Genomic DNA, 10,890 nt, shown 5'->3' on the forward strand with positions numbered 1-10,890 from the left:
ATGAAATTAATTTTAGATTTTTTTTTGGTGGGAGGCATTTTTATCATTGCCATAGTTCTGATCCAGCTATTAAAAATAAAAAACAGAAAACTACCTCAAAAAATATTAATTGTATTATTTCTTTTTCTTTTATGTGTTACAATCTATTTTTATGCGTTACTACACACTATTGATTGGCTAATACAGCTTCTATTTTTGCCTAATGATATCACCATTATAATTTTGGGTCCTTTATTATTTCTATATGTAAAATCATTATTTTTAAAGCAAAAAGAATTAGTAAAGAATACTTTAGTTCATTTTACTCCTGCTTTACTATTTGCGTGTAGCATTACAATACCAACAATACTATTCAACAACTTCAAAATAGACGAACTAGCTTATACACATACTAATTTTATTCGCTCAATTATCAAAATTGATAGTTTATATTTTTTATTGTACTTATTTTTTTCGCTACGGTTATTATCAACATACAGAAAACTAACCAAACATAAATATTCGAACCTAAACCACTATGATTTTAATTGGATTAAGATTATGCTACTTGCAGCACTAGGTATTATGAGTGTTGATATGGTGATTAAGATATATGAATATGTATTTAGTGATTTTCATTTGAATGCGGACTATTTTTCTGTTTTGACGATGATAGTTCTAGTGATGTTCTTGAGTTATTACGGTACAAATCAATCTAAAGTATTATTACCTTCTTTTTTATTAGATGATAAACCGCTCTATAATATTAAAAAGACAAAAAATGAAAAAATTTCACCTTCAAAAAAAGAAGCGTTCGAAATCTTAAAGAACAAACTCGAAGTTCTTCTACAAACAGATCAAACGTATTTAGATCAAGATTTAACATTAGGAAAATTGGCGCAAAAAACCTTTACAACGGATAAAATACTTTCTACTATGTTAAATCAACATATGAATACTACATTCTATGATTTAATAAACAAATATCGTGTACAAGCTGTAAAAGAAAAGATACTCCTAGAACAATATCAAAACTATAACCTCTTTGGAATTGCTTGCGAATGTGGTTTTAAATCAAGAACCAGTTTCAATAGAATTTTCAAAAAAGAGACTGGACTTTCGCCTTCTGATTATAAAAGAAGTATGTTAGAAAGATAGTTTTATCTTTTTTTAACATATTATAACATACCAATGCTTCCATTGGTCAATCCGAATCCCTTTTAATTCATTGATTTGTGATCAAATTTATAAACATTAAAAATGATGAAAAAAATCGCATTGACCTTATTTTTTTGTGTATTTACACTAATTGTAAAATCACAAAATCTAATTGAAAAACCACAGAATCCAAGTGTAGAAAAATCAATTTTAGGTATTCAAGTCGGATTTGCAGGATTATGGATTTATAATGAATTTAAACTATCAAATCAGTTTACATTGCGGACGGAATTAGGTCTTGATGCTTACGAAAATGATGATTTCTATCCAGATGCAGGTTTTCTGTTAACAACAGTTATTTCGTTAGAACCTCGATGGTATTATAATTTTGATAGACGATTAAGTAAATCAAAACGAATCGACAATAATAGTGGTAATTTCTTTGCGCTGAAAACAAGTTTTCATTGGGATGATTTACTAATTAAGTTTGGGGGCGATAGTAATGTTAATATCGTTAATAACTTATCAATAATTCCTACTTGGGGTATTAGAAGAAATATAGGAACGCATTTTAATTATGAAACTGGTATTGGGATTGGTTATATTCACTTCTTTTCTAAAAATTCTGGATTTACAAAAGATAAAGGTGAAGCTGCAATAAATCTACACTTTCGAATTGGGTATCACTTTTAGTAATATAAAAGCTGGTATTTTTAAGAAAAAAGAAAGCAAAATATTATATTTAGTGAGGTAACATTATAGTATATTTTAGAACGCAAATTAAGATTTGAAAGACACACAAGGAAAAGCTATTATTATTGGAGGAACTTCTGGTATTGGAAGAGGTTTAGCAGAAATACTGTTAGAAAATAGTTGGATGGTGGGTGTAACTGGTCGTAGGATTGAACTACTTAATCAAATAAAAGAAAAATCTAACAACCGAATCATAATCCAAGAACATGACATCACAGAAATAAATAGTTCAGATAAAAAAATGGAAGCTCTTTTTAACCAAATGGAAGCAGTTGATTTAGTGATTGTTTCTTCTGGTATTTCAGAATTAAATCAAGAATTGGATTGGGAAACTGAAAACAAAATAATACAAACGAATGTAAATGGGATTTCTAAAGTGTATGAATTCGTGTTTTCTAAGTTCAAAAAACAGGGCTACGGTCACCTTGTTGGAATTTCATCTATTGCCTCTTTAAGAGGTAATAGGTATTGTCCTTCGTATAGTGCATCAAAAGCTTTTCAAGCAAATTATCTCGAAGCGCTAAGATGTATTGCAAAAAATGAAAAATTAGATATACAGATTACCGATGTACAACCTGGTTTTGTAGACACACCAATGGCCAAAGGAGATGGACTATTTTGGGTAGCTTCTGTAAAAAAAGCTTCCGCTCAAATCTATGCGGCAATCCTAAAACAAAAAAGAAAAGTTTACGTCACCAAAAGGTGGAGATTAATCGCCTGGGTTATGAAGCTTGCTCCAAATTGGATCTTAGAAAAAATGTAAAGAACACACTACAAATAGAACTGCAATCCATCCGGAAAGTGAGTTAATAGTACTCTGCAAATCCTTGCAAATTTTGTATTCGGTTTCTGTTTGTTTAATTAAATGCTTCCAATATATTAGCAGAAAGGTATATATTAAGTAACATAATGACATGTCAATAGCTAAAATAGGAATAGTAACAGTGAGCGATCGAGCTAACGCAGGTATTTATGAAGATATCAGTGGAAAAGCAATTATAAATACATTGACTGATTATCTTACTTCTCAATGGACAGAAGTGTATAAAATAGTTCCCGATGAACAAGAAGTTATTGAACAAGCTCTTATCGAATTAGTAGATCAAGAGAAATGCTGTTTAGTAATTACTACTGGTGGTACAGGTCCCGCTAAAAGAGATGTTACCCCAGAAGCTACCGAAGCAGTTTGTGATAGGATGATGCCTGGTTTTGGGGAACTTATGAGGGCAGAGTCTTTAAAGTTCGTACCAACTGCGATTCTTTCCCGACAGACTGCCGGACTCAGAAGTAGTAGTTTAATTATTAATCTCCCTGGAAAACCAAAATCAATCAAAGAATGTTTGGACGCTGTTTTTCCTGCTGTCCCATATTGTATCGATCTCATGAATGGACCATTTTTAGAATGTAATGAGGATGTTATTAAACCATTTAGACCAAAGAAAAAATAGAGTTGAATTAAAAACATTATGAATAAACTATAAATACAATAATCATTCATGTTTTGACCGCATTTTTAATTAAAACCAAATATTTCATAAAATTATGCTTACCTTAAATATTATAAATTGATAAAAAAGAATGAATGATCTTTAATGAAATTTGGAACAAGCACGAAAGTCATTTGTTAAACTTTATCAAAACAAAAGTTAGTGATCAATGCATTGCGGAAGATATTTTACAAGAAGTTAGCATAAAACTGCTTGACAATATAAATCGAAAGACCGCAATCAAAAACTATAAAACTTGGCTCTTTCAAGTGTGTAGAAATACAATTGCAGATTATTATAGAAAAAACAAAAAGCATTTTGAATTATCTATAAATGATTCTGAAATCGAAATCAACTCAAATACTTGTGTCTGTGATTTATCTGAGTTTGTGATTCAAACTTATTTGCCAGAAAAGTATAGTAAACCTCTTTATTTAAGTGATATTAAACAAAAATCACAAAAAGAAATTGCTCAAATACTTAATTTAAGTTTGACAGCAACAAAGTCAAGAATACAAAGAGCACGTAAAAAACTAAAGGAAATAATCAATGAATGTGTTGATATTAACTATAACGATCGAGGTGAAATTTTCGATTTTCAATTAAAAAAAGGATGTGAACTTCCATCTGAATTAAGAGCAGAAATAGACAGAATAAATTTAATTCTATAATCTTGCATCTTTTTACTTTCTCTTTACGACTACAAGAGAAAAGTACTTAAATGAAACATAAAATAATATCCTTAACAGCAATCCCGCTATTATTAGTTATAATAAGTATAATAGGTTTTCTAACATTGGAGAATAATTGGAACTTTGAATTGACATCGTATTCAGTATTCCTTTTTACTCTCTTTTATATTTTAATTTTAGAACGTATTATACCTTTAAAAAAAGATTGGAAACCCAAAAAACGGCTTATCCTGACAGATATTAAACACTTAGTTTTTTCAATAGCAATTTTTGATGCTTTAGGAAAAATGTTTGCTCTATCATTAACTATTTACTTACAAGAAAAAAAATTTATAGCCTTTGATTTTTGGGATTCTTTACCCTTTATTGTTGTACTTATTATTGCTAATTTAATAGGAGATTTTCTTCCTTATTTATATCACAGGATTAGTCATAAAGGGAATCCTAATTCATACATAAGTATTTTGTTATGGAAAGTTCATTCCATACACCATCTACCTAAAAGCTTAAACTGGTTCAAGACTAATTGGATACATCCAATTAATATGTTTTTAAACACATTTCTTAAAATGACACCAATTTTATTGTTAGGCTTTAATAGCGAAATTATCTTTTTAGTTGGCATTATACACGCGGTAGTTGCGTACATATCTCACGCAAATATTAAAACAGCAAAAAGTTTTTGGGATTATTTAATAGTTACACCACAAATCCATCATTTTCATCATAGTGCCAACACAGAAGAGGCAAAAAACTTCGGTAACACCTTACCATTTTGGGATTTATTATTTGGCACTTATTTTAATAGAAAAGGAGCTGTTAATAAAGTTGGAGTTTTTGAAGAGGAGCATACAGACTACCCGTCAGATACTAATTATGTGAAACAACTTTTATACCCTATAAAGGTCACAAAAAAATGTTGCATATAAATACTTTCTTATTATGAAATGACCAAACACATCGAATTTCAAAAATAAAAGTTAAAAGATTTTTTATTACTAACCGATTGTTTAGTTTTGTTCTGTTTTAATAAAACAATGGCAAGAAAAAAACAATATATAGAATCAGAAGTTATTGATAAAGCTATGAACTTATTCTGGCGTAATGGATATGAGAGTACGTCCATGCAAATGCTAGAAAAGGAAATGGGTATTAATAAATTTTCTATCTATTCGAGTTTTGGTAGTAAACACGGGCTATTTCTGGAAAGCCTAAAAAGTTACAAAAGAAAGGTTAACAACATTTTTGAAAAATTCAGACAATCTTCTAATGGTGTAGATGATATTAAAGAATTCTTTTATGATTCCGTAAAAATCTGTAATCAACAAGGTAATGAAAAGGGATGTATGGTAACGAATACCTATAATGAATTCTCTGGAAAAGAAGATGAATTAATCAATGATGAGATGACTAAGTTTATGGAAGATCTTAAAAAATTGTTTATTACTAAGTTAAGTACCGATACGACCAAAAAGCAAAATGATATTTTAAAACAAGCCAACTTTTTATTATTAGCTAAGCACGGTCTAGCCGCTGCATCTAAAGTAAATAGTAAAAAAGAAATTGAAGACTATATTGAAATGACATTTAGTAGTCTATAGCATTTTTTTTTAATAATAACTAAACGATTGTTTAGTTATAAATGATAATTATATATAACAATAAAATTTAAAATCATGACAACATTAAAAGTAAACACAATCGAATCAGCACCAGAAGAGAGTAAAGCCTCTTTAGAACAATCTGTAAAATCTTTTGGCATGTTACCAGGATTACATGGTGTTTTAGCTTCTGCTCCAGAAGTATTGGAAGCTTATAAAACATTACACAGTGCTTTTCAAAATTCATCATTTAATGCTGAAGAACTTACGGTAGTTTGGCAAACAATTAATGTAGAACACGAATGTCATTATTGCGTTCCTGCTCATACAGGTATTGCTCACATGATGAAAGTAGACTCTGCATTAACTGAAGCTCTTAGAAATAGAACAACAATGCCTAACGAAAAACTACAAGTATTACACGATTTTACTCTAAAAGTAGTTCGTAACCGTGGACATGTAACACAAGAAGATTTAAATACATTTTATGCTGCTGGTTATGGAGAAAGACAAGTGTTAGAAGTTATTTTAGGACTATCACAGAAGGTAATTAGTAATTATACCAATCATATCGCCAACACACCGGTTGATGAAGCGTTTCAAAAATTTGCTTGGGAAGCACAAAAAGTGTAATGCCAAAAACAGATACGTCCAATCCTTATTACTTAAGGTTTGGACGTATCCTATTATAATATTAATTATCAATGTTATTTAAGTATCCAATCAAGAATTAAAAAATTAAAATGTAACAAATACTACTTTCTACATACCAATAAATAAAACATCTGTATATGAATATCTAGGTGTCCAAAAAAACTAAATGATAAGAATTAACTGGAAAAAAGATCTTTTTTCGTCTAAGTATAGACTGCAATCTCACAATCAAAACGTAGGAGAATTCGATCAGCATTCTTTTAGGAATTTTTCAATTGGAAAATTAAATGACACTAAACTCAAATTTGAAAAGAAGGGATTTTTTAATTCAGAAACGCACATCATAGACCTGAATTTAAATCAACCTATCGGGAGTATTAAATTTAGTAACTGGGGAAGCGGAACTACTATTTCACTTAACGGGAACAACTACAGGTGGAACTATGATAATTTCTGGCACTCTAAATGGAGTATCTCTCAAAATCAAAAAAGATTAATTCATTATAACAGCTCAACTACAAGTGGTCTAATTGAATCTTCAGTTGATAGTGAATCTTTAATGTTATGCGGACTTTTTGTTCATAATTATTATATACTAACATTAGTTATCATTTCTACATTCATCATCATAATATCAACAAGCTGATAAAATAATTATTGCATCCTAAACCATAAAGAATTTAGATTTTACACTAATATTTATTCTATTTTTATAGTGTTCTAAGATACTTGAGTTCTCAGTTTAGATAAAAAAAACAATAGTTTGCGAAAATTTATTTTTGAAAAAAGGAAGTATGGATTCGAATTACTGATGGATTTGCATAGGTTCGAAAATAATCCAAATGTATTTTTTGAACCCAAGCCTCAAACAACTGACTTTTTTGAAATCATGATTTTTGAAAAAGCAAGTGGAGCTATTGAATTAAATGGACATTTTATAGAAATTGCAGATAATAGCTTTTTCTTCATCTCCCCTTTTCAGACTAAAAGTTGTAAGATTTCTCTAAATCAACTAAAAGGATTTCATCTTGTATTTCAAAGTGATTTTTTATCTGATTTTTTTAATGATGCTCTGTTTACTTACCGATTACAGTATTTTTACAACACTCAATATCCTCAATATTTATGTTTAAAAGATGCTGATTTTAATATTATAAAAATCGCTTTTAACGAAATTATCACTGAGATAAATGATTATCAAAACGATAGTGCTCACATATTACGTTCTCTACTATATTTCTCATTATCCAAGCTAAACCGGTTATATTCTAATTTCTACCATATCTCTCCAGACACACAATCTAACACCGTAATTTATAGATTTAAGGCCTTACTAGAACAGAATATTAGAAATCTACATACGGTAGCAGATTATTGCAATCTACTTAATGTTACACGACATCAGCTTAATACATTAGCAAAAGAATATACTAAACATACTACAAGAGAAATAATTAACAATAGATTACTTCTAGAAATAAAAACAGAATTGCGTTATTCTAATAAAACCATTGCAGAAATTTCTGATGCTTTACACTTCAGTGAACCTAATAATTTGACTCGTTTTTTTCAAAAATTAACAGGAACAAGTCCAACAACATATAGGAAAAATTACCAAAACGATAGATTTTGATTGTAAATTGATACGGGATTTAAACAAATTCAATCAGATATTTGCAAATAAAAAATCATGGTAAAATTTTCTTCATCATTCATCTTATCCTTATGTTTTTTAGTCTCCTTCTCACAGAGCTCTAAAACAAAAATTGAAATGATCGCTTCCAACTGGAATACAACAAAAGAGGCAACTTTCGAAAAATTCGACAATAGAGAAACCCTAGTATTAAAAAAAGGAAGAATTACTGTAAAAAATCAGAAATTTACCAACGGTACTATTGAGGTTGATGTATATGCCAACACTATTAGAAGTTTTGCAGGAATTACCTTTAGAAAAAAAGATAATACCATGGAAGAAGTTTATATGAGACTTCACAAAACAAACCAAGCAGATGCGATACAATACACTCCTATTTTTAATAATGAATCTAACTGGCAGTTATATAGAGAACACCAAGCCAACGTATTATTTAAGAATAAAGGATGGAATACACTTCGTATAGAAGTAAATAATGACCAAGCTAAAGTTTTTGTGAACAATGAAGAAGTGATGAGCATTTCTAATTTAAGAACGGATAATATATCAGGTGAAATTGGTTTATTTGCCCTATTCACTAACAGATTTTCTAATTTTAGGATAACCCCAAAAGAATCTAGTGAAGTACCTGAAAAGACTAAAGAAACACCAACCGACCTCAACATTATAAAAAAATGGAAAATTACTGAGGCAAAACTATTCGATCGAAAAAATCTTAATTTCAAAAATTTTTTACAGGAAGAATACATTACTGTTACTACAGAAAAATCAGGGTTATTACCTATTTCCAAATACATTAAAAAAGCTTCTTCTGGAAACTTTGAACAAAATACCGAAGATTATACCATTGCATTTACAAATGTTTATTCAGAAAAAGAGGAAACAAAGCTTTTCTCATTTGATTATAGTGATACAATACTAGTTTATTTAAACGGTAAAATCATTTTTGAAGGTAAAAATGGATTTAGAACAAAAGGAATTCAATATATGGGACACTTAGATATTAATACCAATACATTATACATGCCACTTAAAAAAGGTAATAACACAATTCATTGTGTCGTTATAGATAAAGCAAATGGATGGGGGCTTATGGCAAAAATGCAATAAGATTTCTTACGATAAGTAAATAACAAACTAAATAAGGCAAACGTTCTAAAATCCTATAAATATGTAATGAATAAATATAGATCGCACTATTTAATGTGAAAAAGATCCGTTGCATATAGGATAATTATGGAGTAAGATTGTATTTTTATGATTTTCATCAATCAAACAATCAAACAATGACCCATATAGAAACACCTCATTGGAGTTTATCTAGCAAAATTTTTCTACGATTTATATTTCTATACCTTTTATTCTATATATATCCATATGGATTCGAATATATACGAGAACTAGATACCTCCGATATTTCTTTTTGGGAGGGGATCACTGTATGGTTTGGGGAAACTTTTCTTAGTTGGGAGTTTGATAAACAAAACCTTCTAAACGGTTTTGATTCTAAATACGATTATAGTAGGTTTCTATTAATTACAGTACTTTCTATAATTGGCACTATAGCTTGGATACTCATTGACACTAAATTTAAACTTAATTATAATCAAAAATTAAAAACTCTTACAAGGACTATTCTTAGATATCATATTGGATTAACTCTTATAATCTATGGATTAGCAAAGGTTTTTATGCTTCAGTTTGGTGAAATGGATCTGGATCGATTAGAAAACACTATTGGTAATCATAATGGTATGAGTTATCTATGGACATTTATGAGTTATTCTAAATTCTACACAATGACTACTGGTTGGGTAGAAGTAATAGGTGGTGTTCTCCTATTATTTAGAAGATCCACTTTTATTGGCGCTTTTATTTTATTTATAGCCATGATCAATGTTGTAATTATCGACATTGGTTATGATGTAAGAGTAAAAATGTTCGCTATTCATCTTTTAGTTATGACTGTTTTACTAATTAGTAATGACCTGAAAAGGATGATTAACTTTTTTATACTTAACAAGCCTACAGTACCGATTATCGAACTACCACTGTTTACTAATCCAAAGACAAAAAAGATCGGATATATCCTTAAAGCTTGTATATTACTATATTTCACTATTTCTAGTTCAATAAACTTCTCTAATAGAATTAAGAGTCAAACGGCAAATAGGTATCCTAGTATGACAGGGTTTCACCAAGTGGAAATTCAGATGGTAAATGGTGATACGATACCTAAGTCTACTAATATTCGATGGAAGAACATCTCCATTAATGGAAGTTCATATAGACCAGAAACTTTAAAAATAATTCAAGAAGATAAAAAACAACTGTATTTTCTCTTTGAAGCGGATACAATAAAAAGGACCATTGACTTTCATGAATATAATGATTCAGAAAAGAAAGCAAATTCATTTACTTATGATCGACTAGATGATAACGTATTCATTTTTAAAGGCTCTTATAAAGGTGATTCTATTTGGGTTAGAACTAAAGCTAAAACGTTTAAGAACTATCGATTGACAAAAAGTGGAATGCGATGGATAACTGATCTTACAAAATAAAACTCTTCAATATTAAAAAATACATAAGTACCAATTCCTCGAGAGATATAACTCGGAAGGAAGACTGTACTATATATTATAAAACGATACATATATATAAGTAAATAAATTTAGAGCAACCATTGTTAATTTAGCAAATATTATTACCAAATTCTTCTACCCTAGTTAAAAAAATAATAGTTGAATTTCTTTTATTTTTCTAAAAAACACCTCCAAACCCCAGTGTTTTCGTTAAAATATGTTAAAATAGTACCTTTTTATACATAGTACTGTAACAAAAATGAAACATCTGCGTCTAGTAAGTATATAACAATTTAAAACAATAGAAATTATGAGAACATTAGATAG

The 10,890-nt window shown here is 29.2% G+C and carries 12 protein-coding genes; all 12 read left to right on the forward strand.

The annotated features are described in order from the left end of the window. The 12 genes from J8L88_RS19170 to J8L88_RS19225 all read left to right on the forward strand — a co-directional run bounded on the left by J8L88_RS19170 (position 1) and on the right by J8L88_RS19225 (position 10,542). A complete protein-coding gene (locus tag J8L88_RS19170; protein WP_211061586.1) occupies positions 1-1,137 on the forward strand; it encodes a helix-turn-helix domain-containing protein in 1,137 nt (378 codons plus the stop codon). Between the two features lie 102 nt (positions 1,138-1,239). Next, complete coding sequence (locus tag J8L88_RS19175; protein WP_245591244.1) at positions 1,240-1,830, forward strand: hypothetical protein; 591 nt, start codon at positions 1,240-1,242, stop codon at positions 1,828-1,830. A 94-nt stretch (positions 1,831-1,924) separates the two neighbouring features. Then, positions 1,925-2,653 (forward strand): SDR family NAD(P)-dependent oxidoreductase, encoded by a 729-nt coding sequence (locus tag J8L88_RS19180; protein WP_211061587.1) that lies wholly within the window; start codon positions 1,925-1,927, stop codon positions 2,651-2,653. A 151-nt stretch (positions 2,654-2,804) separates the two neighbouring features. Continuing rightward, on the forward strand, positions 2,805-3,338 hold the full coding sequence (gene mog, locus J8L88_RS19185) for a molybdopterin adenylyltransferase (protein ID WP_027395820.1): 534 nt from the start codon (positions 2,805-2,807) through the stop codon (positions 3,336-3,338). A gap of 134 nt (positions 3,339-3,472) precedes the next feature. Continuing rightward, positions 3,473-4,048: a sigma-70 family RNA polymerase sigma factor gene (locus J8L88_RS19190; RefSeq protein WP_118389284.1), complete on the forward strand. Its 576-nt coding sequence runs from the start codon at positions 3,473-3,475 to the stop codon at positions 4,046-4,048. A 50-nt stretch (positions 4,049-4,098) separates the two neighbouring features. After that, positions 4,099-4,998, forward strand: coding sequence for a sterol desaturase family protein (locus J8L88_RS19195; RefSeq protein ID WP_118389282.1), 900 nt, complete (start codon positions 4,099-4,101; stop codon positions 4,996-4,998). 108 nt (positions 4,999-5,106) lie between these two features. Continuing rightward, complete coding sequence (locus tag J8L88_RS19200) at positions 5,107-5,670, forward strand: TetR/AcrR family transcriptional regulator (protein ID WP_027395823.1); 564 nt, start codon at positions 5,107-5,109, stop codon at positions 5,668-5,670. Positions 5,671-5,745: 75 nt separating this feature from the next. After that, entirely contained in the window at positions 5,746-6,303 is a 558-nt protein-coding gene (locus tag J8L88_RS19205; RefSeq protein WP_118389279.1) for a carboxymuconolactone decarboxylase family protein, read from the forward strand. A 187-nt stretch (positions 6,304-6,490) separates the two neighbouring features. Continuing rightward, on the forward strand, positions 6,491-6,970 hold the full coding sequence (locus tag J8L88_RS19210; RefSeq protein ID WP_118389277.1) for a hypothetical protein: 480 nt from the start codon (positions 6,491-6,493) through the stop codon (positions 6,968-6,970). A gap of 117 nt (positions 6,971-7,087) precedes the next feature. After that, positions 7,088-7,957 (forward strand): AraC family transcriptional regulator, encoded by an 870-nt coding sequence (locus J8L88_RS19215; RefSeq protein ID WP_027395826.1) that lies wholly within the window; start codon positions 7,088-7,090, stop codon positions 7,955-7,957. A 138-nt stretch (positions 7,958-8,095) separates the two neighbouring features. Continuing rightward, the gene (locus J8L88_RS19220) at positions 8,096-9,088 is read left to right on the forward strand and encodes a family 16 glycoside hydrolase (RefSeq protein ID WP_247666514.1); all 993 of its coding nucleotides are present in this window, start codon (positions 8,096-8,098) and stop codon (positions 9,086-9,088) included. Positions 9,089-9,264: 176 nt separating this feature from the next. Next, positions 9,265-10,542 (forward strand): DoxX family protein, encoded by a 1,278-nt coding sequence (locus tag J8L88_RS19225; protein ID WP_211061589.1) that lies wholly within the window; start codon positions 9,265-9,267, stop codon positions 10,540-10,542. Positions 10,543-10,890 lie beyond the last annotated feature (348 nt).

The organism is Aquimarina sp. MMG015 (assembly GCF_018100855.1).
In the GTDB taxonomy this organism is placed as follows: domain Bacteria; phylum Bacteroidota; class Bacteroidia; order Flavobacteriales; family Flavobacteriaceae; genus Aquimarina; species Aquimarina latercula.